We start from the raw sequence: 23773 nt of genomic DNA, 5'->3' as shown, positions 1-23773 counted from the left end.
TGAGGGCACTTGACGCGGACCGGGGAACCGGCGCGCACGAGCGTTCGATCTTGTCCCGCAACCGCGTCAAGAAAGCGTCAAGAGTTAGGTAAGGTAACGAAGTAATGGGACCGGAGGGCGCCACGCCCTCCCGTGTCCGGTGTACGTGTCTGCTCATGCGCGGGACGCGCGCGTGGGCCAGGGAAGGGAACGGCCGCTGACTGTCCACGACCTCAACGAACTCCTGCTCGTCTGCTCGCTCGTCCTGCTCGTCGCCGTCGCGGCCGTCCGGATCTCCTCGCGCAGCGGGCTCCCCAGCCTGCTCGTGTACCTGGGCATCGGCGTCGCGATGGGGCAGGACGGCATCGGCGACATCCAATTCGACAACGCCGAACTGACCCAGGTCATCGGATACGCGGCCCTGGTCGTGATCCTGGCCGAGGGCGGGCTCGGCACGAAGTGGAAGGAGATCAAACCGGCCCTGCCCGCGGCCTCCGCGCTGGCCCTGGCCGGGGTCGCGGTGAGCGTCGGGATCACCGCGGTGGCCGCGCACTACCTGGTCGGGCTGGACTGGCGGCAGGCACTGATCATCGGGGCCGTGGTGTCCTCCACGGACGCGGCGGCGGTCTTCTCGGTACTGCGCAGGATTCCGCTGCCCGCGCGCGTGACGGGCACCCTGGAAGCCGAGTCCGGCTTCAACGACGCCCCGGTCGTCATCCTGGTCGTCGCCTTCTCCACCGCCGGGCCGATCGACCACTGGTACGTCCTGCTGGGGACGATAGCGATGGAGCTGGCCATCGGCGCCGCCATCGGCCTCGCGGTCGGGTTCGTGGGCGCCTGGGGGCTGCGGCATGTGGCGCTGCCCGCCTCCGGCCTCTACCCGATCGCCGTCATGGCCATCGCCGTCACCGCCTACGCGGCCGGCGCGCTGGCCCATGGCAGCGGCTTCCTCGCCGTCTATCTGGCCGCCATGGTGCTGGGCAACGCCCGGCTGCCGCACGCGCCCGCCACCCGGGGCTTCGCCGACGGGCTCGGCTGGATCGCCCAGATCGGCATGTTCGTGCTGCTCGGCCTGCTGGTCACCCCGCACGAACTGGGCGACGACATCATCCCGGCACTGCTCATCGGGCTGGTGCTGACCATGGTGGCGCGGCCCCTGAGCGTGGTGGTGTGCCTGACGCCGTTCCGGGTGCCCTGGACGGAGCAGGCCCTGATGTCGTGGGCCGGGCTGCGCGGCGCGGTGCCCATCATCCTGGCGACCATCCCCATGGTGAACGGCGTCGAGGGCAGCCGCACGATCTTCAACGTCGTGTTCGTGCTGGTCGTCGTCTACACCCTGGTCCAGGGGCCCACCCTGCCGTGGCTCGCCCGCATGCTGAAGCTGGGCAAGGGCGCCGAGGCGGCCGACCTGGGCATCGAATCGGCCCCCCTGGAGCGGCTGCGCGGCCATCTGCTGTCGGTCGCCATCCCCGAGGGCTCCCGGATGCACGGTGTCGAGGTCAATGAGCTGCGGCTCCCGGCGGGCGCCGCGGTCACCCTGGTCGTGCGCGAAGGAAAATCGTTCGTCCCCCTGCCCAGCACGGTGCTGCGGCGCGGCGACGAACTCCTCGTCGTCGCCACCGACCCGGTCCGCGACGCCGCCGAGGCCCGCCTCCGCGCGGTCGGCCACGGCGGCAAGCTGGCGGGGTGGCTGGGGCCGAACGGGGCGGGGACGGGGGCTACGGGGGTGCGGCGGAGGTAAGGGTGGGGGGTGGGGGGTGTCTGCGGGGGGGGTGTCTGCGGGGGTGGGTGCGGTGTCTGCGGGGGGGCGGGGTTCCCGCGCGCGGGGTGGGTGCGAGCGGGTGTCTGCGGGTCGGCGGGGTTCCCGCGCGCGGGGCGGGTGCGAGCCGGGCGGGTGCGGGTGGGGTGTCTGCGGGTGGGCGGGGTTCCCGCGCGCGGGGTGCCTGCGCGCCGGGCGGGTGCGGGTCGGCGGGGTTCCCGCGCGCGGGGCGGGTGCGAGCCGGGCGGGTGCGAGCGGGGCGGGTGCGAGCGGGGCGGGTGCCCTGTCGGTCGGTGAGCGGCTCGCGGGCCCGCACCCTTGTACGATGGGGGCGGACCTGATCGAACCGACTCTGCCTGACGCAGAGCTGGCGCGACGACCGTATGGCGGCCGGAAGCACCTCGCAGTGGATGCCGGTATCTACCGCAGTTCCGCGCAAGAGGACAGCTCTCGGCGCCCCCCGCACGGGCGCGCTACCAGGCGGCAGAAAGGCACGGGGCCGTGGATTCCGCGGTCACCGGCGAGCCCTCGAAGGACGCGCCGAACGTTTCCCGTCCGGGCTACGGACAACTGCTGCGCACCCGGGGCGCCTGGACGTTCCTGCTCCCCGGCTTCGCCGCCCGGCAGCCGTTCGCGATGCTCACCATCTCCATCGTGCTGCTGGTGCAGCACACCACCGGCTCCTACGGCGCGGCGGGCGCCGTCGCGGCCGTCACCGGCGTCTCCATGGCGCTGTTCGCGCCCTTCACGGGCCGTCTGGCCGACCGGCACGGGCAGCGCGCGGTGCTGCTCCCCGGCGTCCTCGCGCACACCCTGTCGGGCCTCGCCCTGACCGCGCTGGCGCTCTCGGGGGCGCCCCTGTGGGCGCTGTTCGTCGCGGCCGTCCCCACCGGCGCCTCCGTGCCGCAGATCGGCCCCATGGTCCGCGCCCGCTGGGCCGCCCGGCTCCAGGGCACGCCCCTGATGAGCACCGCCGCCGCCTTCGAGTCCGTGACGGACGAGCTGACCTTCGTCGTCGGCCCGCTGCTGGCGACGGCCCTGTGCACCACCGTCGACCCGGCCGCCGGTCTGCTCACCGAGGCCGCGCTCACCCTGGTCGGCGGTCTGCTGTTCGCCGCGCAGAAGAAGAGCCAGCCCCAGGTATCGGGCGGCCACCACGCGCGCGTGGAGCGGGCTTCCGCGCTGCGGGTGCCCGGCGTACGGGTGCTGATCGTGGCGTTCCTGGGCATCGGGGCGGTCTTCGGCGGGATGCAGGTGTCGCTGGCCGCGTTCAGCGAGTCGATCGGCGAACCGGGGCTGAACGGCGTCCTGTACGGCGTCTTCGCGGCGGGCAACATGATCTCCGGCATCGTCTGCGGCGCCATCGCCTGGAAGTCGGCCCCGCAGCACCGGCTGGTCGTCGGCTACGCGGCGCTCGCGCTGACCGCGTCCGGTCTCTGGGCGGCGCACTCGGCGCCGGTCCTGGCCGGGCTCGGCCTGCTGGTCGGCATGTCCATCGCCCCCGCCCTGATCACCGGCTACACCCTGGTCGACGGCCTGGTCCCGGCCGGGGCCCGCACAGAGGCGTTCACCTGGCTGACCGGCGCGGTCGCCCTGGGGCAGGCGGCGGCCGTGACGGTCGCCGGACAGCTGGAGGACCGCTTCTGGGACGGTGCCGGGTTCCTGGTGCCGATGGGCGGCACCCTGCTCGCCCTGGTGACGCTCCTGTCCCTGCGCTCCCGGCTCAACACGCGCCCCCGTGGCCGTACGGTGGCGCGTGGCGTGGGTCACCGCGCCCCGGTGGCGGTGGACTGATCCCGAGGAATACGTCACTATGGACCGTCGTTAGCACTCATCGAGTGAGAGTGCCAGGAGGAAGACAGTGCCGACGTACCAGTACCAGTGCACCGAGTGCGGCGAGGGCCTCGAGGCGGTGCAGAAGTTCACCGACGACGCCCTGACCGAGTGCCCCACCTGCGGTGGCCGCCTCAAGAAGGTGTTCTCCGCGGTAGGCATCGTCTTCAAGGGCTCGGGCTTCTACCGCAACGACAGCCGCGGCTCCTCGTCGAGCAGCGCCCCGGCGTCGAAGCCCGCCGCGAACGCGGACGCGAAGTCGTCGTCCTCCGACTCCTCGTCGTCGGCCTCTTCCTCCACCTCCTCCTCGTCGTCCTCCGACGGGAAGTCCTCGAAGCCGTCCGGCTCCGGCACCTCCACCAGCAGCTCCGCGGCCTGACCGCCGCCCATCGGCCCCGCCGTCCACGTGACGGCGGGGTTTTCGGCGTCCCCGGCGGGCCGGGCGCTCCGGGGGACGGACGCGACGGGGTCCGGCGGGCGTCCGGGTCCGGCCGGCATCCGGGGTCTAGCCGGCATCCGGAGTCCGGCCGGCATCCGGGTCCGCCGGGCATCCGGGTCCGCCGCCTGCGCCCCGCCCGGCGACTAATGTGCTGGGCATGGCGAACGCAGAGATCGGTGTAATCGGCGGCTCCGGCTTCTACTCGTTCCTGGACGAGGTGACCGAGGTCCAGGTCGACACCCCGTACGGGCCGCCCAGTGACTCCCTCTTCGTCGGCGAGATCGCCGGCCGGCGGGTCGCCTTCCTGCCCCGGCACGGCCGCGGACACCATCTGCCGCCGCACCGCATCAACTACCGGGCCAACCTCTGGGCGCTGCGCTCCCTCGGGGTGCGCCAGGTCCTCGGCCCCTCCGCGGTGGGCGGCCTGAGGCCCGACTACGGCCCGGGGACCCTGCTGATCCCCGACCAGCTGGTGGACCGTACGAAGGGCGGCCGACCCCAGACGTTCTACGACGGGCTGCCGCTGCCCGACGGGTCCGCCTCCAACGTCGTCCATATCTCCTTCGCCGACCCGTACTGCCCCGTCGGCCGGGCCGGTGCGCTCAAGGCGGCGCGCGGCCGGGACTGGGAGGTGGTGGAGGGCGGGACGCTGGTCGTGATCGAGGGACCGCGCTTCTCCACCCGCGCCGAGTCGCTGTGGCACACGGCGCAGGGCTGGTCGGTGGTGGGGATGACCGGGCACCCGGAGGCCACGCTCGCCCGTGAGCTGGAGCTGTGCTACTCCTCGCTGGCCCTGGTCACGGACCTGGACGCGGGCGCCGAGAGCGGCGAGGGCGTCTCGCACGACGAGGTGCTGAGGGTGTTCGCGGCCAACGTCGACCGACTGCGGGACGTGCTCTTCGACACGGTGGCCTCGCTGCCGTCGAACGAGGCGCGCGACTGTCTGTGCGCGAACGCGCTCAACGGGGCGGATCCGGGGATCGCGCTGCCGTAGGTGGGGGCGGGGGCGCACTGTTTTGGGGATGTGGGCGGCGGAACTCCTCGTTCGGGTGGCGGAGTTGTCCACAACCGGGGAGTAGGGCACGGGCTTCGGCGGGGATCGGCGAGAAGGCCCATCGTGGGCTGAGCAGCCGGATCCATGGCTGAGCAGCCGAATCCATGGCTGAGCAGCCGCTTCCCTCCCCTTCCCTCGCTCGCAGGTGGTGACCGCCGTGTCCGTTCCTCCCGTTCCTCCCGTCCCGCGCATCTCTCACTCCCCTCAGTCCTTCACCGGGGACCCGTGCCCCCACCCGTCCGGCAGTGATGTGCCGCCGCCCCGGTCGGTGCCGCAGTTCGCGCCCGTGCGGGTGCGCGGTATGCGCTACGGGCCGTGGCGGCGGCGGTGGGTACGGCGGGGTGGGCGGGGGCTCGCCGCCGGGCTGGCGCTCATCGCCGCCGCCCTGGTCGTCGCGGACGCCGGGGGCGACGGGCGGGCGCGGGGGCATCCGGCCCCGGCCGGGACGGGCGAGGAACGGCGGGCCGAGCGGGTGACCGCGCCGGTGCGGATCGCGGACGGCGCCACGGTCCGGTTGCTGCGGGCCGGTGACCGGGTCGATGTGGTCGCGGCCCAGGGGTCGGCGGCGGGCGGGGACGCGCGGGTGGTGGCGCGGGGCGCGCTGGTGACGGAGGTGCCGGAGCCGGTGGACGAGTCGGCCGGTACCGGGGCGCTGGTGGTGCTGTCGGTCCCCCGGGCGACGGCCGCGCGGCTGGTCGGCGCGGGCACCACGGGGCGGCTGGCGGTGACACTGTGCTGAACCCGGCGGCGGGCCACCCGGCAGCCCCGCCCTCGATCCCCCGCCCAGGCCCCTGCTCAGGACCTTTCTCAGGCCCCCTGTCAAGTCCCTCGTTCGAGGGAGGGGATTGGACAGAACGGCTGCGCCCTGACGTAGGTTGCGGACCGGTCTGTTCGGCCACTCCCCACAGGTACGAAAGAAGGCTCCGAGGTGAGCGAGAAGAAGGAACCGGGCGTCTGGGACGGCTTCAAAGCCTTTCTGACGCGCGGCAACGTCGTCGATCTGGCAGTAGCGGTGGTCATCGGCGCCGCCTTCACCAACGTCGTCAACTCGGTGGTGAAGGGCATCATCAACCCGCTGGTCGGGGCGATCGGCACACAGAACCTGGACAGCTACAGCTCCTGCCTCAAGGGCCCCTGCGAGAAGGCCGCGGACGGCACGGTCAGCAGTGGCGTGATGATCCTGTGGGGCTCGGTGCTCGGCGCCGCGCTCAGCTTTGTGATCACGGCGGCGGTCGTCTACTTCCTGATGGTGCTGCCGATGGCGAAGTATCTGGCCCGGGTGGAGGCCCGCCGCAAGGCGAAGGAGGGCACCCAGGAGGTCATCGAGGTGAGCGAGCTGGAGGTGCTCAAGGAGATCCGGGACGCGCTGGTCGCCCAGCGCGGGTCGGGGCACGACGAGCGGTAGCGCGGGTGGCGTCCCGCCCCGCCGCCGCGCTTCACAGGTGGTGGGGCGGCTTCTCGTCGAGGAAGCGCTTGAGGTCGTCGGCGCTCTCCGGGGCGGTCCGCTCGCCCCAGCCACGGTCGGTGTCGTCCGAGGACTGGGCGTCCAGCGGATCATCGAAGACCAGCCGGGGCTTCGGGGCGCGCGGCTCGGGGGCGGAGGCGGTACTCATGCCTCCAGCGTACGGCCCCGGACGGGAGACCCCCGCGGTCGCGTCTAGGCACGATTTCCGATCCGATGTGGGCTGTTATGGAAGCTATGACCTCCAGCCCGACTCCCCCACCCCCACCCCAGCCCCAGCCCCAGCCCTCGCCGCCACCGGGGGCGCTGCGCCGGCTCACCGCGCGGGGCCGGGGCGAGGCGCACCGCGCCTCCACCCCCCTCGAACTCTTCTTCGACCTGTGCTTTGTGGTCGCGGTGGCCCAGGCGGGTGTCCAACTGGTGCACGCGCTGGCCGAGGGGCAGGTCGGCAGGGGGATCCTGAACTACGCCATGGTGTTCTTCGCCATCTGGTGGGCGTGGATGAACTTCACCTGGTTCGCCTCGGCGTACGACAACGACGACGTGCTGTACCGCGTGGTGACGCTGGTGCAGATCGCGGGCGTCCTGGTGCTGGCCGCCGGGGTCTCGCGCGCCTTCGACCAGCACGAGTTCCTGCTGGTCTGGCTGGGCTACGCGATCATGCGGGTGGCGATGGCGTCCCAGTGGCTGCGGGCGGCGAGGAACGCCGAGGGACCGGAGCGGCGGTGCGCCCTGCGGTACGCGATCGGCATCCTGGTGTGCCAGATCGGCTGGCTGGGGCTGGTGGTGCTGCCGCCGGGCGCGCGCGGGTGGGTGTTCCTCGTGATGGTGATCGCCGAACTGTGTGTGCCGCTGCTCTCGGAGCGGGGTTTCGCCACGTCCTGGCATCCGCATCACATCGCGGAGCGCTACGGACTGTTCACCATCATCGTGCTGGGCGAGTCGATCGCGGCGGCGACGGTGGCGGTGAAGTCGGGGGTGGACGAGAACGAGGCGGTGGGCGATCTGCTGCCGATCGCGGCGGGTGGGCTGCTCATCGTGTTCGCGGCCTGGTGGATCTACTTCGTGGTCCCGATCCACGGGCATCTGCGGAGCAACCGGCAGTCGTTCCTGTGGGGGTACGGCCACTATCTGATCTTCGCGTCGGCGGCGGCGATCGGCGGGGGCCTGGAGGTGGCGATCGAGCAGGCCGTGCACGAGGCGCACATCTCCAGGCTGGCGGCCTCGGCGGCGGTGACCCTGCCGACGGCGCTGTATCTGCTGGCGGTGTGGGCACTGCACTCCCGCCACTTCAAGGCGGGCATCACCCAGCAACTGGTCCTGCCGTCGGCGGCACTGCTGGTGATCTGCTGCACCTTCCTCGGACACTGGGCGGTCCTCGCGGCCGGGTTGGTGGCGGCGCTCACGGTGGCGACCGGGGAGACGCTGGCGGCGCGGGGCCGGGGGCGGGGGCGCACGGTACGGGCTCCAGCGCCGACGGGGTGAGAACGGGTTGGACTAGGCCGGGCGGGACGGCAGCGGGCGCGGCGGGACCGACCGGCTCCCCCAGAGGCACCCCCCACACCTCCACACTGGACCGCATGACAGTTGACGCTCTGACGGATGTGACCGGTCTGCGGGTGGGGCATGCGACGCTGACCGGGGACGGCCGGCTGACCGGGACGACGGTGGTGCTCGCCCCGGAGGGCGGCGCGGTGGCCGGGGTGGATGTGCGCGGTGGCGGTCCCGGCACCAAGGAGACGGACGCGCTCGATCCGCGCAATGTGGTGCAGAAGGTCGAGGCGATCGTGCTGACCGGCGGCAGCGCGTACGGGCTCGACGCGGCGGCCGGGGTGATGGCCTGGCTGGAGGAGCGCGGGCGCGGGGTGCGGGTGGGCCCGGACCCGGCGCATGTGGTGCCGGTGGTCCCTGCGGCCTGTGTCTTCGACCTGGGGCGCGGTGGGGACTTCCGGGCGCGTCCGGACGCGGCGACCGGTCGGGACGCCGTGACGGTGGCGGCGGCGAGCGAGCCCGGAACACCGGTGGCCGAGGGCTGTGTGGGCGCCGGGACGGGCGCGGCCGTGGGCCATCTGAAGGGCGGGGTCGGTACGGCGAGCACGGTGACGGAGTCGGGGTTCACGGTGGCGGCGCTGGTGGTGGCGAACGCGGCGGGCGAGGGGGTGGATCCGGAGACGGGTGTTCTGTACGGGGAGTTGTTCGGCGGGCGGGTGGCGTATCCGCCGGCGGAGGTGCACGAGCGGGCGCGCGGCAGGCTGGCCGAGGCGGCGGCCCGTAACTCCCTGCCGCCCCTCAACACCACCCTCGCGGTGGTCGCCACCGACGCCGCGCTCTCCAAGGCCCAGGCCCAGAAGCTCGCCGGGACGTCCCACGACGGCATCGCCCGCGCGGTCCGCCCGGTGCACCTCCTCAACGACGGCGACACGGTCTTCACCCTGGCGACGGGTGCGCGTCCGCTCCCGCCGGACCAGCCGCTGCTCCTGAACGAGATCCTGGCGGCGGGCGCGGACACGGTCACAAGAGCGATCACCAAGGCCCTCCGCGCGGCCCACTCCGTGGAGAACGCGGGTGGCCTCTGGCCGTCTTACGGGGAGTTGTACGGGGCTGGGTGAGAGGAGGAGGTGCGAGGCGGACGGCCGGTGGGTCCCGCGCCTCCGCCCGGGGGCTTTCCCGATCCCCGAACGGAGGGACGCTGAGGGGGTGTTACTGCATGCCGCGCGGGTCGCTCTCTGCGGCGGGTTCGGCCCTGTCCACCGCCGCCCGGTCGGGACCGGAGTACTCGAAGGTGTGGCAGCCCTGATGATCCTCGTAGAGCATGCAGGCCACGTCCTTCGGGGTGGGCCCGCTGACGGCATCGCAGTCCGGTAGCACGAGCACCTGCTCGGCCGGACCGCCCTCCGGCCACTGGGCCCACACCTCGCCATAGCTGGCGTCGTCCAGCTCCCAGGTCAGATCGCAGTGCGGGCCGGTGTCGTGTTCCTCCAGCTGGCAGCACAGGTCGACGCTCACCGACACCCGGGGGTCACTGGTGTCGGGGATGTGCGCGAGCATCAGCGCGACCAGGTCGACCGGCATCCGGCCCGGTGCGCCGCAGCGCCGACGGTTCGGCTTCCTGTGCGGGGACATCACCTCACGCCTCCCGTCCGGCGAAGCCGGGAACGTCCGGCCGGACGCCGAGGCAGCGCGGGCAGCGGCACGGCGGCCAGCGGTCCGACACCAGCATCAACGGCCCCGGAACACCCCGGAACACGCGACGCACGGTGGGGCCGGTCCGCTTGCCGTCCGGGCCCACCCGGTAGATCTCGATGGTCATGCGCGAGTCGCCCGACGCGGGGCGGGTACCGACGTTCACCGCGCACCCTCCCCGCCCTCAGCAGCGAGCACATAGGGACGGATCACCGCCGTACCGGCCCCGTCCAGCAGACCGCACAGCCCGTACGGCGACCGGGGCGCGCGGGCCCGCGCGGCACAGGCGCGGGGCGCGTACGGGCACCGCGCGGGAGCCTCCGGAACCGGACGAGCACCCGCCCGCCGCTTCCCCCTGCCCGGCAATAAGACACTCAGCGCCTGTCGCATGATCGTATGGATAATGCTCAATGTCGTCAGCTCCCTTGAAGCTGGTGGCCGCGCCCCCGGACCGGTCGCACGGTCGCGGGGGTTCGTTTACCGATCACGTTCGCCCTCTCGCTGTGGGTTGCGCGACGACGATTGCGGCGTCATACCGACGACACACAGGGCGACATTCCGGTGTCATTGGTGGGGCCGTACAGCTACCGTGACCGCATGACGACACCGAACAGCACCCTCCGGGCGGTCCGTATGGGGCTGCTCCTTAGTCAGGATGAGTTCGCCCGCGCCATCCGCGACGCCGGGGACCGTGCGGGCAGTCCCAACGACGCCAGCAAGCGGCTGGTGCAGCGCTGGGAGAGCGGCGCTACGGGCGCTCCCCGGCCGCTGTACGCGCGTGCTCTGGAGGCCGTCACGGGGCTCCCGGTCGGCTCTCTCGGCTTTCCGTCGCCCGTTCTTGTCCGTGTGTCGGACGACGGCCATGGCGGACACGATCTGAAGGGGTCACCCGTCGGCAGTCCCTCGCGCGGAACCACCACCTCCGCCGTCCAACCGACACCGCAGGGCACCTACTCGGGCGTGTGGCTGTCCACCTACGAGTTCGTCTCCAGCGGCCGGGGGAACCAGGTGTTCACCGGCAAGCACCACGTCGTCCTGCTCCAGCACGGCAACCGGATCACCGGCCGCAGCCTGCCGGGGGCTTCGCTCAACCCGGACAGCCCGCTCACCCTTGATCTCCAGCTCGACGGAAGCACCGTCACGGGAACGTGGACGGAGCAGACCGCGACCGACGGCTACTACCGGGGCGCACGGTACTTCGGGGCCCTTCAGATGCTGGTGGAGCCCACCGGCCGCCGTATCGCGGGCAAGTGGGTCGGCTTCGGGAAGGGGTTCGAGGTGAACACCGGGCCGTGGGAGCTGCGTCTTCTCGACACCTCCACCACCAAGGCCGCCCTGGACAGGTACAACCGGCCGCCGGAGTAGGGCTGGGGCAACCCACCCCGGGACCGGCCTCCTCCGCGAGATTGTCCCGGTTCTGTCACGTGACCGCCTTCGTTCCGGATGCGCGGAACCCGGGGGTGGGGGCGGGCCCTCTCTCCTTCCGCAGGGGAGCGGATCACGTACATACCGGAAAATGGAGTCACTCGTGACAACGTCGGACATAGCAGCGCGACGCGGAGTCGTGGCCGTCGCGGCCCTGGTGGTCGGTGGCCTGGTGCTGACCGCGTGCGGGGGCAGCGCCAACGCCGATGACGACAAGGGCGGCAAGGACTCGGCGCAGCCCGCCGGGGCGCGGATCGTCATCTCGGCCAAGGACGGTTCGACGGGGGCGTCGATCAACTCCACCGGGGTCAAGGTCACGGACGGCAAGCTGACGGAGGTCACGATGACCGATGTCACCACGGGCGAGGCGGTGGACGGGGACGTCGCCGGTGACGGCGGGAGCTGGAAGCCCGAGGAGCAGCTGGAGCGCGGCACCAAGTACCGGATCTCGGCCAAGGCCCAGGGATCCGACGGGCGGGCCACGGCCGCCGACTCCGTGTTCACCACCGTCACCACGGCCAACAGCTTCATCGGGACGTACACCCCGGACAACGGGACGACCGTCGGCGTCGGCATGCCCGTGTCGTTCACCTTCGACAAGGCCATCAGCGACAAGAAGTCCGTGCAGTCGGGCATCTCGGTCGCCTCCAGCAGCGGCCAGGAGGTCGTCGGGCACTGGTTCGGCGACCAGCGGCTCGACTTCCGGCCGGAGGAGTACTGGAAGGCCGGGTCGAAGGTCACCATGAAGATCGACCTGGACGGGGTCGAGGGCGCGAACGGCGTCTTCGGCGTCCAGAAGAAGAACGTCACCTTCACCATCGGACGCGCCCAGGTGTCCACCGTCGACGTGAACACCCAGACCATGACCGTGGAGCGGGACGGCAAGACGCTGAAGTCCGTGCCGATCTCCGCGGGCAGCGCCGAGAACCCCACCTACAACGGGCAGATGGTGATCTCGGAGAAGTTCGAGGAGACCCGCATGGACGGGTCGACGGTCGGCTTCGGCGGCGAGTACGACATCCCGGACGTCCCGCACGCCATGCGGCTGTCCACCTCCGGCACCTTCGTGCACGGCAACTACTGGTACGCCAAGGGGAATCCGCCCTTCGGCCGGCAGGGCACCAGCCATGGCTGCGTGGGCCTCGCGGACGTCCAGGGCGCGCAGGGCGCCACGGACGGCAAGTGGTTCTTCGACAACTCGATGATCGGGGACGTCGTCGTGGTCAAGAACTCCCCGGACGACACCATCGCCCCCGACAACGGCCTCAACGGCTGGAACATGGCGTGGAGCGAGTGGATCGCCGGCAGCGCGAGCTGATCGTCGCGCTGATCGCCGCCGAGAATCCTCCTCGACCCCGCGCCGATCCTCCTCGATCCCGCGCCGATCCGCGCCGGTCCTCACCACGTCCCGCCGATCCGCGCCGGGTCACGCACATCCCCGCCGATCCCCACCGATCGGCAAAGATTCCGCCAACCCCTTTCTGACCAGCACTTCTTGAGGGATCATCAGGCCGCGCGGGAACTTCTCGCGCGGCCCGCGAGTTTTCTCTGCGTACGTTTTCTCGGTTCCCGGACATGATGTCCGACCGAGGGGCTACGGTATGCACCCACAAGGTGACACGCAGCAACGCCGGGAGAAACCTTGAGCGTTCCGTACGAGACGGCAGCGTACGAACCACCAGAGTCGCCGGAGTCTCCGGAAGAGCATCTCGCGCGACTGCTCGGCCGCGCCCTCAACTCCTTCGAGCTGCCCGACGACACCATCAGGCGGCTCGACTGCGCGCTGGCGCACGACACGTCCCTGCACTCCGCGCACCACAGCGCGGGGCTGCACCGGGAGACGTACCGCCACACCTGGCTGCTGGCCGACGGTTCGGCCCGCACGCTCTGGGAGCTGGTGCACAACACCAGACCGGGCAACGGCCCGCAGCACGAGGTGTATGCCGACGAGGAGGAGCTGCGCGCCGCCACCGGCCGTCTCCCGCTCCCGCCGGACACACCCGACTTCGAGCTGTCGGTGCAGGTGCGGCTGCCGCCCGTCCCCGGGCCTCGGCCCGCCTATGTGCCGGACGACTCCGCCGACCACGCGCGTCGGCTCCTGCGCCGCGCGGAGAACGCGGACCGGCCGGACCCGGCCACGGCGACTCTGCTCACCACGGCCTTCGCGCATCAGATCACCCAGGCGTTCGGGCGGCCCTGCCGGGCCGGGCGCGCGGGGCTGTGCTTCTCCCTCTACGAGCACGCGTTCCTGCTGCGCGACGGCCGGGAGATCTCCCTGTGGGAGGTCGAGCACACGGCCACCCCGGACGGCCGCCACATGTGCGAGGTCTATCTCACCGAGGAGGCCGCGCGGGACGCGATGGAACGACGGGCGGCGCATTTATCGTGAGCAGATCTATCGTGAGCAGATCCATGGTCGTGAGCAGACCCGCGCGCACGCGGCGCGGCGAGGACGCCGCCACCCCCCGCCCCGGCTCCGGCTCCGGCCCACGCCCTCACCTCGGCTCGTCCAGGCCCCGGATGAGCCCCGCGAAGGCGTCCTGCTCGGCCGGGGTCAGTTCCACGGACTCCAGTTGGGGAGCGGACTGCCGCTGATCCGGAAGCGCGGCCAGGGTGTGCGCCCCGACAGGGCCGGAGTGCCAGACGGCGTAGCCGGAACGGCCATGGCGCAGGATCCGCACCACAGCGACGACCCAGGCGACCGCGCACAGCACGAGGACGGCCGTGCCCGCCCATTGCAGGAACGTGAAGTTCTCGGGCATGCACCCAGTAGACAGCACGGACCGGAACTTCGGTCCCGGACCGTGATCTATCTCGCAGGCCACGCGAACGACTCACAGGTAGTCACAGTGGCTCACAGGTGGTTCAAAGGGACGGCCACGGACACCCGCACCCGTCCCCCACCCCACCCCCACCCCGGGTGCCCCCTACGCCGCCACCGGCCGCTTCGCCTCGCCCGCCGCAGCCGCCTCCCCCGTCCCCGCCGCCTCGGTCGCCCCCGTACCCGCCGTACCCGCCGTCCCGCGCACGCTCTTCAGCACCACCACCAGCACGGTCGTCACCCCCACCCCCGCCGCCAGGGCGACCAGATACAGGAACGGGTTCCCGATCAGCGGCACCACGAAGATCCCGCCGTGCGGAGCACGCAACGTGGCGCCGAACGCCATCGACAGCGCCCCGGTGACCGCGCCACCCGCCATGGACGCCGGGATCACCCGCAGTGGGTCGGCCGCCGCGAACGGGATCGCCCCCTCGGAGATGAAGGACGCGCCCAGCACCCAGGCCGCCTTGCCGTTCTCCCGCTCGGTCGGCGTGAAGAGCCGGGCGCGCACGGTGGTGGCCAGAGCCATGGCCAGCGGCGGGACCATCCCGGCGGCCATCACCGCGGCCATGATCTTCATCGCGGAGTCACCGGGCGCGGCGACCGCGATCCCGGCGGTGGCGAAGGTGTAGGCGACCTTGTTGACCGGGCCGCCGAGGTCGAAGCACATCATCAGGCCGAGCAGCGCGCCCAGCAGCACGGCGTTGGTGCCGGTGAGGCCGTTGAGCCAGTCGGTCATCGCGTTCTGCGCGGAGGCGATCGGCTTGCCGATCACCACGAACATCAGAAAGCCGACGACCGCCGAGGAGATCAGCGGGATCACCACCACCGGCATGATCCCGCGCAGCGACGCCGGGATCCGCACCCGCTGGATCGCCAGCACCACCGCGCCCGCGATCAGACCGGAGGCCAGCCCGCCGAGGAACCCGGCGTTGATGGTGAGCGAGATGGCACCGCCGACGAAACCGGGTACCAGACCGGGCCGGTCCGCCATGCCGTAGGCGATGTACCCGGCCAGGACCGGGACGAGGAAGTTGAAGGCCACCCCGCCGATCTGGAAGAACAGCGCGCCCCAGCTGTCCGCCTGGGTCCACGCGAAGTGGTCCATCACCGAGGGCGCCTGATTGATCTCATAGCCGCCGATCGCGAAGCCGAGCGCGATCAGCAGCCCGCCCGCGGCGACGAACGGGACCATATAACTGACCCCGGACATCAGCCAGGTGCGCAGCCTGCTGCCATAGCCCTCACCCGGCGCACCGGCCCGGTCGACCGGCGTACGGCCATGGTCGGACGCCGGGGTGGTGGTCTCGCCGCGCGCCGCCTTCTCGCGGGCCTCGGCGATCAGTTCGGCGGGGCGGTTGATGCCCGCCTTCACCCCGACATCGACCGTGGGCCTGCCCGCGAAGCGGTCCTTCTCCCGTACGGGGACGTCGTGGGCGAAGATCACGGCGTCCGCCGCCTCGATCACGGCCGGGTCGAGCCGGGTGAAACCGGCGGAGCCCTGCGGCTCCACAACCAGCTCGACGCCCGCCTCGCGCCCCGCGTTCTCCAGCGCCTCGGCCGCCATGTAGGTGTGCGCGATACCGGTGGGGCAGGAGGTGACGGCGACGATCCGGAAGGGCCGGTCGCCGGAACCTGTATCGGCACCGGCACCGGCGCCCTCGTCGGCATCGGGACCGCCCGGCCCCGCCACCCCCTCCGGCCCCGCCTCCTCCCCCCGGATCAGCGCCGCCGCGCCCCCCGCGTCGCCCACCGCCCGCAGGGCCGCCGTGAACTCGCCGTTCATCAACTGGCGGGCGAGGGAGGACAGGATCGTCAGATGGGCGTCGTCGGCCCCGGCGGGCGCGGCGATGAGGAAGATCAGGTCGGCCGGGCCGTCCGGCGCTCCGAAGTCGATGCCGGTGGCGCTGCGGCCGAAGGCGAGGGTCGGCTCGGTGACATGCTCGCTGCGGCAGTGCGGGATGCCGATACCGCCGTCCAGGCCGGTCGGCATCTGGGCCTCGCGGGCGGCCACGTCGGCGAGGAAGCCCTCCAGGTCGGTCACCCGGCCCAGCGCCGCCATCCGCTCGGCGAGGGAGCGCGCGGCGGCTTCCTTGGTGTCGGCGGACAGGTCGAGGTCGACCAGGTCCGCGGTGATCAGATCGGTCATCGCGGGCTCCTTCGCACGCGTATCACCCGGGAATCGGGCGGGGCCGGACGGAAGTCGGAGGAAACGGAGAGGAAGAGGAGGAAGAGGAGGAAAGGGTGGAGGGGGACGAGGAGAGCGAGGATCACGGCACCGGCTCCTTCGGCCCACGAACAGCCAGCGTCACGGGCACCCGCTCCCTCGCCCCACGAACAGCCAGCATCACAGGCACCGACTCCCTGGCCCCACGAACAGCCAGCATCACAGGCACCCGCTCCCCCGGCCCACGAACAGCCAGCATCACAGGCACCGACTCCCTCGGCCCACGAACAGCCAGCATCACAGGCACCCGCTCCTTCGATTCACGACCGGCCAGGATCACGGCACCGGCTCCGTCAGCGCGCGACCCGCGGGGACGTCCGCCGTCACCGTCACCGCCGCCGGATCGAGGTCGGCCGGGGTCGGCATCACACTGCCGGGGAGTTGGACCGCCGCGGCGCCGTGCGCGACGGCGGAGGCCAGGGCGGCGGGGCCGGTGCCGCCCGCGATGAGGAACCCGGCGAGGGAGGAGTCCCCCGCGCCGACATTGGACCGTACGGCGGTCACCGGCGCGGTCGCGAACCACGCGCCCTCGTCCGCCACCAGCACCTGCCCGTCCGCGCCCAGGCTGGCCAGCACCGCGCGGGCGCCCATCGCGCGCAGTTCCTCGGCCGCCTTCAGCGCGTCGCCGACGGTGGCCAGGGGGCGGCCGACGGCGGCGGACAGTTCCCCGGCGTTGGGCTTGACCACATCGGGGCGGGCGCGCAGCGCCTCCAGCAGGGCGGGCCCGGAGGTGTCCAGGGCGATCCGCGCGCCCCCGTCGTGCGCCCGCGCGACCACCTCGGCGTACCAGGAGGGCGCCAGGCCGCGCGGGAGGCTGCCGCAGCAGGCGATCCACCCGGCGCCCGCCGAGCGCTCCCGGACGGTGCCGAGCAGCGCCCCCTGCTCAGCCGGCGACAGTTCGGGGCCGGGGGCGTTGATTTTCGTCAGGACGCCGTCGGATTCGGCCAGCGCGATATTGGAACGGGTCGCTCCGGCGACCGGCACCGGGGCGACCTCGATGCCCTGCGCGGCCAGCAGTTCGGCGACCAGGGCGCCCGGGGCGCCGCCCAGCGGCAGCACCGCGACGGTACGGCGGCCCGCGGCGGCGACCGCCCGCGAGACGTTCACGCCCTTGCCGCCGGGGTCCATGCGCTCACCGCTCGCGCGGATCACCGCACCGCGCTCCAGCGCGGGGACCTCATAGGTGCGGTCGAGGGAGGGGTTGGGGGTGACGGTGAGGATCATGCCCGGACCACCTCCGTGCCGCCGCGCTCGATCGCGGCGGTGTCCTCGGGGCTCAGGGCGCTGTCGGTGATCAGCAGGTCCACCTGGTCCAGATCGCCGAAGCGGGCGAAGTGCTCCTGGCCGTGCTTGGCGGAGTCGGCGAGCAGCACCACCCGGCGGGCCGCGGCCATCGCCGCCCGCTTGACGGCGGCCTCGGCGAGATCGGGGGTGGTCAGCCCGTACCCGGCGGAGAACCCGTTGGCGGCCACGAAGAGGACGTCCGCGCGGATCTCGGCGTACGCCCGCAGCGCCCAGGCGTCCACGGCGGCACGGGTACGGTGCCGGACCCGGCCCCCGACCAGATGGAGCTGGATGCCGGGGTGGTCGGCGAGCCGGGCGGCGATCGGGAGGCTGTGGGTGACGACGGTGAGGGAGGTCTCCAGCGGGACGGCCCCGGCCAGCCGCGCCACCGTCGTACCGGCGTCGAGGATCACCGTGCCGTCGGCGGGGAGTTCGGCGAGGGCGGCCCTGGCGATGCGGTCCTTCTCGTCGGCGGCGGTGGACTCGCGCTCGGTGAGGTCGGGTTCGAAGTCCAGCCGCCCGGCGGGGATCGCGCCGCCGTGCACCCGGCGGACCAGTCCGGCGCGGTCGAGGGCCTTCAGATCCCGGCGGATCGTCTCCGCCGTCACCTGGAACTCCTCGGCCAGCGACAGCACCTCCACCCGGCCCGCGTCCCGCGCGAGCCGGAGGATCTCCTGCTGCCGCTCCGGTGCGTACATCTCCGCTCGCCTCCGATGCCCTGATGCTTCCTGGCCGCGATGCCCGGTCATGTGGTTTTGGTTCTGTTTCCTCGGAGAGTACGGGGAGATTTCCGAGAAGTAAACCAATTCGGGCTCTGAACAGACACAAACGGGCACCCATCACTCCCCCCTCCCGGGACACCCCCACGCCGAAGGGCCCGGCGTCGCTCCCGCGCCGGGCCCTTCCGGAAGAACAGCGAGCCGTCCGCTCAGCACACTCAGGACACCAACTCCGGCTCCCGCTCCCGCTCGACGGCCACCGGCTCCCCGGAACCCCCCGCCCCCACCGGACGCCCCGGCAGCGCGAACATCACCAGGAAGATCAGCACCAGCAGCCCCGCGACCCAGCCCAGCGCGTTCTGGAAGCCGTCCAGATAGGCGGCACCCAGCCCGCCGGAGGCGATCCGCTCGTCGGCGATCCGCTGGTCGACGATCCCGAAGAACACCACCGAGACCAGCCCCAGCCCCAGCGCGTTGCCCATCTGCGTGACCGTGTTCATCAGCCCGGACGCGGCACCCGCGTGCTCGCGCGGCACCTCGGAGAGCACCGCGTCGGTCAGCGGGGCGACGATCAGCCCCATGCCCGCGCCCATCACGATCAGCGGCAGCGCCATCTGCCAGGACGCTATGTCCATCCCGTACCGCCCGGACTCCCAGAGGTAGAGCAGGACGCCCGCCGCCATGGTCGCGGCGCCCGCCTGGAGCACCTTGCGCCCGAACCGCGGCACCAGCTTCTGCACCGACACCCCGGCCGCCACCGACACCGCGATCGAGAACGGCACCCCGGTCAGCCCGGCCCGCAGCGCCGACCAGCCCAGCCCGATCTGCATATAGAGCGTCCAGACCAGGAAGAACACCCCCATCACCACACCGAACACGGTCTGTACGGCGATCCCGGCCGCGAAGCTCTTCACCTTGAACAGCGACAGCTCCACCAGCGGCGACCCGTCCCGCGCCGACTTGCGCCGCTCGTACGCCACCAGCGCCGCGAACACCCCGAGCGAGCCCGCCATCGACACAAAGCCCCAGGCCGGCCAGTCGTTCTCACGGCCGTGGGTGAGCGGGTGGACCAGCATCAGCAGACCGGCGGTGACCAGGACGACCCCCACCAGGTCCAGGCGCAGCGCCCGCGGCGCCTTCGACTCGGCGATGAACCGGCTGCCCAGGATCAGCGCCGCGACGCCCACCGGCAGATTGATCAGGAAGATCGGCCGCCACTCCAGACCGAACAGGTTCCACTCCGTCAGCAGCGCCCCGAGCAGCGGCCCGGACACCGCGCCGAGCCCCACGATCGCGCCGAACAGCCCGAAGACCTTGCCGCGTTCGTGCGCCGGGAAGGTGGCGTGGACGATGGCCAGCACCTGCGGCACCATCAGCGCGGCCGTGCCGCCCTGGAGGATCCGGGAGGCGACCAGCATCTCCGGGTTCGCGGCGAGGCCGCACAGCGCGGAGGCCAGGGTGAAGCCGGCGACGCCGATCAGGAAGATCCGCTTGCGGCCGTAGATGTCACCGAGCCGTCCGCCGGTGATCAGCCCGGCCGCGAAGGCCAGCGCGTATCCGGCGGTGATCCACTGGATCTGGCTGAAGCTGGCGCCCTCGTCCCGCTGGATCGCGGGGACGGCGATGTTGACGATGGTGACGTCGACGAGGTCCATGAAGGCCGCCGTCATCACGATGGCGAGCGCGAACCAGCGCCTCCGGTCCCCCGCCCCGCCCTTCCCCGTCTCCATCTCCATCTGCGTGTGCGTTGTCTCGCTGGAAGTCATGAGAGGACACTAGGAGCCCAATAGGTCAGATCATGTCCTAGTGGTACGGCATGCTCATCTGCATGACGACGGACACCCCGGCACGGCTGCTGACCCTGCTCTCCCTCCTCCAGACGCCCCGCGAATGGCCCGGCGGCGAACTCGCCGGCCGCCTCGGGGTCTCCCGGCGCACGATCCGCCGGGACATCGACCGGCTGCGCGAACTCGGCTATCCCGTCCAGGCCACCAAGGGCTCCGACGGCGGCTACCGGCTGGTCGCGGGCAAGGCGATGCCCCCGCTGGTCCTGGACGACGAGGAGGCCGTCGCCATCGCGGTCGGTCTGCGGGCCGGGGCGGGACACGCGCTGGAGGGCGTGGACGAGGCATCGGTGCGCGCGCTCGCCAAACTGGAACAGGTACTGCCCGGCCGACTGCGCCACCGAGTGGCCACCCTCCAGGCCGCCACCACCCCGCTGACCAGCGGCGACGGCCCCACCATCGCCCCCGAGACACTCACCGCCATGGCCGCCGCGGTGGCCGGCCACGAACGGCTGCGGTTCGGCTACCGCTCCGGCGACGGCACCGAGTCCCGCCGCCTCACCGAGCCCCACCGCCTGGTCTCCACCGGCCGCCGCTGGTATCTGGTGGCCTACGACGTCGACCGCGCGGACTGGCGCACCTTCCGCGTCGACCGGGTCAGCGACCCCTTCGCCACCGGCGCCCGCTTCACCCCGCGCGAACTCCCCACCGGCAGCGCCGCGGAGTACCTACGGCGCTCGATCCGCCGCCATCGCGCGTCCTACGACTTCACCGTCGCCTTCGCCGCCCCCGCCGCCGAGGTCGCCGCCGGGCTCCCGGCCTTCCTGGGCACCCCGGAGCCGCTCGGCGACGACCGCTGCGAGCTGCGCGGCACCACCGAGGACCCGGTGGAGTGGCTCGGGGTCCGGCTGGCGATGCTCGGCTTCGAGTTCACCGTCCGCGAACCGGCCGAACTCGTCTCCTATGTAGGGGAGTTGGGGGGACGTCTGGTCCGAGCCGCGGCGGGCGGGTGAGGGCCGGATGGGGGACGGATGAGGGACGGAGGGGGAACGGATGGGGGACGGGTGAGGGACGGGATCCGGGGAGCGGGTGAGGGGCGGGATCCGGGGGGGCGTTCCGGCCCGCCGTTCACCACCCCTCCCAGCGCAGATCCCGCAGCGCCGCCAGATTCCGGAGGGCCAGCGCGGCCGGGCCTTCGGCGCCGCCCGCCGGGGCGTCACCGGCCGCCCATGACTCGACGGCCACCCGCACGGCCGCGCCGGCGACGGCGGCGGTGAACCGCAGCGCGGGGGAGACGGGCACGGCCGCCCCTTCGGCAACGTTGTCGCCGTCATCGCGGCCATCGCCGATATCGCTATCGCCGTCGTCGTCCCGCCCTGCCGCCGTCCGGGCCGCTAGCACCTCCGCGAGGTCCCGTTCCGAGGTTCGGCCCACCTCGGCCCAGACCCGGCCCAGCGAGGGACTGGTCCCGGCCAGCCGGACCAGCGTGCGCACCCACTCCCAGGACGCGGCCGACACCCCGGCGCCCGGCGTGAAGGTGTGCCGTACCGCGTACTCCAGCGCCTCGGGCACCGTCAGCCCGGCCGGGGCGTCCCGGACGGCCTGGGCCCAGCGCTGGGCGCCGGCGGCGTAGAGCGGGGTGACGGACTCCTCCTTGGTCGCGAAGTAGCGGTAGAAGGTGCGCGGGGCGATACCGGCGGCCTGTGCGATGTCCTCGGCCCGGGTCGCCCGCAGCCCCCGGCTGACGAAGAGCCGGGCCGCCGCGCGGGCGATCTCCATCCGGGTCGCCGCCTTCCGCCGCTCGGTCAGCGACCCGGCGGGGGAAGCGGGAGGGACGGGAACGACGGGAGAGGACCCCGAGGACACGGAAGACGGGGAATCGGGGCGATTCTGTGCGGGGGTGGTGCTGCTCACTTCGGCAGGCTATGCCGCTGTGGCAGAATCTGCCATCCGGCGGGCCACCCCGGGGTTCAGGTTCGGGGTGCCCCGCCTTTCGCGGTTCCCGGGGCGCGGACAGAGATGGAGCCGGGCTCCGACGCCAGGGGGGAGGCGCCGAGAGCCCGGCTCTGGGAAAGTCCCGGCGCCGGGGGGGGTGAAGCGTCGGGACGTGGTCTCAGTTGTCGTGCGGTGCTGCCGCCGGGTGGGGTGACCCGGTGACCTCACCTCTGTGAACTCGTGTGCCCGGAAGTTTGGTTCCCGATGCCACCCGATTCAAAGCGCCCGCTGTGCGGAGCGCCGGCTCAGGCGACCGCGTCGAACCCGGTGTCCCGGGCCAGCTTCTTCAGCTCCAGCAGGGCGTGCTTCTCGATCTGCCGGATGCGCTCCCGGGTCAGTCCGTGTTCCTTGCCGACCTCCGTCAGGGTACGCTCCCGGCCGTCGTCTATGCCGTAGCGCATCTTGATGATCGAGGCCGTGCGCTGGTCGAGGCGGCCGATCAGGTCGTCCAGCTCCTCGCTGCGCAGCAGGGTCAGCACCGACTGCTCCGGGGACACCGCGGAGGTGTCCTCCAGCAGATCGCCGAACTGGGTCTCGCCCTCGTCGTCCACCGACATGTTCAGCGAGACCGGGTCGCGGGCCCAGTCGAGGACATCGCTGACGCGCTCGGGCGTGGAGCCCAGCTCCTTCGCGATCTCCTCGGGCTCCGGCTCCCGCCCCTGGTCACGGTTGAACTCGCGCTGCACCCGACGGATCCGCCCCAGCTCCTCCACGAGGTGCACGGGCAGCCGGATGGTGCGCGACTGGTCGGCGATCGAGCGGGTGATGGCCTGCCGGATCCACCAGGTGGCGTACGTGGAGAACTTGAAGCCCTTGCGGTAGTCGAACTTCTCCACCGCGCGGACCAGGCCCGCGTTGCCCTCCTGGATGAGGTCGAGCAGGGGCAGACCGCTGCGGGGGTAGCGCCGGGCGACCGCGACGACCAGGCGGAGGTTGGAGCGGATGAAGACGTCCTTGGCCCGCTCGCCGGCGGCCACCAGGGCCTCCAGCTCGGCGCGGCTGGCGTCGGCCTTCGTCTGCTCGTCACCCTCCAGGACCTGTCGCGCGAACACACCCGCCTCGATGGTCTGCGACAGCTCGACCTCCTTCGCGGCGTCGAGCAGCGGGGTGCGCGCGATCTCGTCGAGATACATGCCGACCAGGTCGCGGTCGGCGATCTCGCCGCCAGAGGCGCGAACGCTGTGTGCCGCGTCGGAGGTCCCACCGGCGGTGGACTTACGACGGGCGACGGCACGGGTTGCCATGCGTGCTCCCTTGCGATGGTGGGGTCAGCGGGTGGTCCTGGAATGCCCGGCACCCTCGGAACGCTGTCGGGGTCTCGAAGCTCTGGCGGCTCCCGAGGCTCTCGACCTGTCCTCCGTGTGCCCTGCATCCGATGGAATCAACGACTGGAAACCGGACAGAATTCCCACCGCATCCCCCAATTTTCTGATCATGCAGTACCCTGTGCCGCCGCAACGGCGGGCAGGGCGTCACCGGAACACCCGGAGGTGCAGGTCAGGCCGGGAACCGAGAAGGGTCCCGATGCCCTCATCGCGCTCCCCGCCCCCTCTTCCCTAGAAGACGGACCGCACCCTCCGATGGTTGCCACGGAGGCGGACTCACGGCGAATCCTTGGATACGCCACATCCCGCTCTTACCGTCCGAAGACGACGGACGGAACATCGGCGGCGGTGCCGGTCCACGGAGCACCCGCGGTGGTGCCGCCCCACAGCCCCCCCCATTACCTTCTTGGTGGCCCCGCAATGGGGCGCCCGGCCTCCGGAGTTGGCATGACTCTCTCCCCCTGTCGAGTTGATGGCTTGGGGG

Annotated in this window: 22 protein-coding genes; 12 read left to right on the top strand and 10 right to left on the bottom strand. The window is 72.2% G+C overall.

Going from position 1 to position 23773, the window contains the following annotated elements; genetic code table 11:
* Positions 1-139 precede the first annotated feature (139 nt).
* From ABZX40_RS37165 to mscL, 6 genes are all read left to right on the top strand, one after another.
* Positions 140-1720: a potassium/proton antiporter gene (locus ABZX40_RS37165; RefSeq protein WP_355749284.1), complete on the top strand. Its 1581-nt coding sequence runs from the start codon at positions 140-142 to the stop codon at positions 1718-1720.
* A gap of 519 nt (positions 1721-2239) precedes the next feature.
* Positions 2240-3532 (top strand): MFS transporter, encoded by a 1293-nt coding sequence (locus tag ABZX40_RS37160; protein WP_355749287.1) that lies wholly within the window; start codon positions 2240-2242, stop codon positions 3530-3532.
* Positions 3533-3599: 67 nt separating this feature from the next.
* Positions 3600-3950: an FmdB family zinc ribbon protein gene (locus ABZX40_RS37155; protein ID WP_355749290.1), complete on the top strand. Its 351-nt coding sequence runs from the start codon at positions 3600-3602 to the stop codon at positions 3948-3950.
* A 217-nt stretch (positions 3951-4167) separates the two neighbouring features.
* Positions 4168-5004 carry an S-methyl-5'-thioadenosine phosphorylase gene (locus ABZX40_RS37150; RefSeq protein ID WP_355749293.1) on the top strand — a complete coding sequence of 279 codons (837 nt, stop codon included), beginning with the start codon at positions 4168-4170 and terminating at the stop codon, positions 5002-5004.
* 310 nt (positions 5005-5314) lie between these two features.
* Positions 5315-5803, top strand: coding sequence for a hypothetical protein (locus ABZX40_RS37145; RefSeq protein WP_355749296.1), 489 nt, complete (start codon positions 5315-5317; stop codon positions 5801-5803).
* Between the two features lie 189 nt (positions 5804-5992).
* Positions 5993-6469: a large conductance mechanosensitive channel protein MscL gene (gene mscL / locus ABZX40_RS37140; protein WP_355749299.1), complete on the top strand. Its 477-nt coding sequence runs from the start codon at positions 5993-5995 to the stop codon at positions 6467-6469.
* A gap of 31 nt (positions 6470-6500) precedes the next feature.
* Here the strand turns inward: mscL and ABZX40_RS37135 are convergent, their stop codons facing one another.
* Positions 6501-6677 carry a hypothetical protein gene (locus tag ABZX40_RS37135; RefSeq protein ID WP_355749302.1) on the bottom strand — a complete coding sequence of 59 codons (177 nt, stop codon included), beginning with the start codon at positions 6675-6677 and terminating at the stop codon, positions 6501-6503.
* A gap of 86 nt (positions 6678-6763) precedes the next feature.
* Here ABZX40_RS37135 and ABZX40_RS37130 point away from each other — a divergent pair, with 86 nt between their 5' ends.
* The gene (locus tag ABZX40_RS37130; RefSeq protein ID WP_355749305.1) at positions 6764-8011 is read left to right on the top strand and encodes a low temperature requirement protein A; all 1248 of its coding nucleotides are present in this window, start codon (positions 6764-6766) and stop codon (positions 8009-8011) included.
* 95 nt (positions 8012-8106) lie between these two features.
* On the top strand, positions 8107-9135 hold the full coding sequence (locus tag ABZX40_RS37125) for a P1 family peptidase (RefSeq protein ID WP_355749308.1): 1029 nt from the start codon (positions 8107-8109) through the stop codon (positions 9133-9135).
* A 91-nt stretch (positions 9136-9226) separates the two neighbouring features.
* Here ABZX40_RS37125 and ABZX40_RS37120 read toward each other — a convergent pair whose 3' ends face one another.
* The gene (locus tag ABZX40_RS37120; protein ID WP_355749311.1) at positions 9227-9649 is read right to left on the bottom strand and encodes a hypothetical protein; all 423 of its coding nucleotides are present in this window, start codon (positions 9647-9649) and stop codon (positions 9227-9229) included.
* A gap of 4 nt (positions 9650-9653) precedes the next feature.
* Positions 9654-9875: a hypothetical protein gene (locus ABZX40_RS37115; RefSeq protein ID WP_355749313.1), complete on the bottom strand. Its 222-nt coding sequence runs from the start codon at positions 9873-9875 to the stop codon at positions 9654-9656.
* A 431-nt stretch (positions 9876-10306) separates the two neighbouring features.
* Here ABZX40_RS37115 and ABZX40_RS37110 point away from each other — a divergent pair, with 431 nt between their 5' ends.
* The 3 genes from ABZX40_RS37110 (at position 10307) to ABZX40_RS37100 (ending at position 13523) form a co-directional block, all read left to right on the top strand.
* The gene (locus ABZX40_RS37110; RefSeq protein WP_355749316.1) at positions 10307-11074 is read left to right on the top strand and encodes an XRE family transcriptional regulator; all 768 of its coding nucleotides are present in this window, start codon (positions 10307-10309) and stop codon (positions 11072-11074) included.
* Between the two features lie 163 nt (positions 11075-11237).
* Positions 11238-12452, top strand: a complete 1215-nt coding sequence (locus ABZX40_RS37105) for an Ig-like domain-containing protein (protein WP_355749319.1) — start codon at positions 11238-11240, stop codon at positions 12450-12452.
* A 324-nt stretch (positions 12453-12776) separates the two neighbouring features.
* A complete protein-coding gene (locus ABZX40_RS37100; protein WP_355749322.1) occupies positions 12777-13523 on the top strand; it encodes a DUF6227 family protein in 747 nt (248 codons plus the stop codon).
* 106 nt (positions 13524-13629) lie between these two features.
* Here ABZX40_RS37100 and ABZX40_RS37095 read toward each other — a convergent pair whose 3' ends face one another.
* The 5 genes from ABZX40_RS37095 to ABZX40_RS37075 form a co-directional block, all read right to left on the bottom strand.
* Positions 13630-13896, bottom strand: coding sequence for a hypothetical protein (locus ABZX40_RS37095; RefSeq protein WP_355749325.1), 267 nt, complete (start codon positions 13894-13896; stop codon positions 13630-13632).
* A 165-nt stretch (positions 13897-14061) separates the two neighbouring features.
* Complete coding sequence (locus ABZX40_RS37090) at positions 14062-16104, bottom strand: fructose-specific PTS transporter subunit EIIC (RefSeq protein WP_355749327.1); 2043 nt, start codon at positions 16102-16104, stop codon at positions 14062-14064.
* 354 nt (positions 16105-16458) lie between these two features.
* Entirely contained in the window at positions 16459-17406 is a 948-nt protein-coding gene (pfkB, locus tag ABZX40_RS37085) for a 1-phosphofructokinase (protein ID WP_355749330.1), read from the bottom strand.
* A complete protein-coding gene (locus ABZX40_RS37080) occupies positions 17403-18164 on the bottom strand; it encodes a DeoR/GlpR family DNA-binding transcription regulator (protein WP_355749333.1) in 762 nt (253 codons plus the stop codon). The genes pfkB and ABZX40_RS37080 overlap by 4 nt, the downstream gene beginning before the upstream one ends.
* A 239-nt stretch (positions 18165-18403) precedes the next feature.
* A complete protein-coding gene (locus tag ABZX40_RS37075) occupies positions 18404-19951 on the bottom strand; it encodes an MFS transporter (protein ID WP_355749336.1) in 1548 nt (515 codons plus the stop codon).
* Between the two features lie 62 nt (positions 19952-20013).
* Here ABZX40_RS37075 and ABZX40_RS37070 point away from each other — a divergent pair, with 62 nt between their 5' ends.
* Positions 20014-20982 (top strand): WYL domain-containing protein, encoded by a 969-nt coding sequence (locus ABZX40_RS37070; RefSeq protein WP_355749339.1) that lies wholly within the window; start codon positions 20014-20016, stop codon positions 20980-20982.
* A 115-nt stretch (positions 20983-21097) separates the two neighbouring features.
* Here ABZX40_RS37070 and ABZX40_RS37065 read toward each other — a convergent pair whose 3' ends face one another.
* Positions 21098-21748 carry a TetR family transcriptional regulator gene (locus ABZX40_RS37065; RefSeq protein ID WP_355749342.1) on the bottom strand — a complete coding sequence of 217 codons (651 nt, stop codon included), beginning with the start codon at positions 21746-21748 and terminating at the stop codon, positions 21098-21100.
* A 461-nt stretch (positions 21749-22209) separates the two neighbouring features.
* The gene (locus tag ABZX40_RS37060) at positions 22210-23208 is read right to left on the bottom strand and encodes a sigma-70 family RNA polymerase sigma factor (RefSeq protein WP_355749345.1); all 999 of its coding nucleotides are present in this window, start codon (positions 23206-23208) and stop codon (positions 22210-22212) included.
* Positions 23209-23773: the final 565 nt, after the last annotated feature.

Origin of the sequence: Streptomyces sp. NPDC004610, from assembly GCF_040609715.1 — a bacterium.
Classification (GTDB): domain Bacteria; phylum Actinomycetota; class Actinomycetes; order Streptomycetales; family Streptomycetaceae; genus Streptomyces.
Note: the sequence above shows the minus strand (reverse complement) of the source record. Positions and strands in the feature narration are given on the sequence as shown.